A 628-nucleotide genomic window follows, 5' to 3' on the forward strand; every position below is an offset into this window, starting at 1 on the left:
CTTGTGTGATGTGACTGCGTGCCTTTTGAAGAATGAGCCTGCGAGTTATGGTGTGTGGCGAGGTTAACCCGTGTGGGGGAGCCGTAGCGAAAGCGAGTCTGAATAGGGCGTTTGAGTCGCATGCTGTAGACCCGAAGCGGAGTGATCTACGCATGGGCAGGTTGAAGCTCAGGTAAGACTGGGTGGAGGACCGAACCCACCAGGGTTGAAAACCTGGGGGATGACCTGTGTGTAGGGGTGAAAGGCCAATCAAACTCCGTGATAGCTGGTTCTCCCCGAAATGCATTTAGGTGCAGCGTCGCGTGTTTCTTGCCGGAGGTAGAGCTACTGGATGGCCGATGGGCCCGACAAGGTTACTGACGTCAGCCAAACTCCGAATGCCGGTAAGTGAGAGCGTGGCAGTGAGACTGCGGGCGATAAGGTTCGTAGTCGAGAGGGAAACAGCCCAGATCACCGACTAAGGCCCCTAAGCGTGTGCTAAGTGGGAAAGGATGTGGAGTCGCAGAGACAACCAGGAGGTTGGCTTAGAAGCAGCCACCCTTGAAAGAGTGCGTAATAGCTCACTGGTCAAGTGATTCTGCGCCGACAATGTAGCGGGGCTCAAGCACACCGCCGAAGTCGTGGCATT

1 rRNA gene is annotated in these 628 nt (G+C 55.7%); it reads left to right on the forward strand.

Going from position 1 to position 628, the window contains the following annotated elements:
• Positions 1-628, forward strand: a 23S ribosomal RNA gene (locus IEZ27_RS53460); the annotation flags it as partial.

The organism is Nonomuraea spiralis (assembly GCF_014648435.1).
In the GTDB taxonomy this organism is placed as follows: Bacteria; Actinomycetota; Actinomycetes; order Streptosporangiales; family Streptosporangiaceae; genus Nonomuraea; species Nonomuraea spiralis.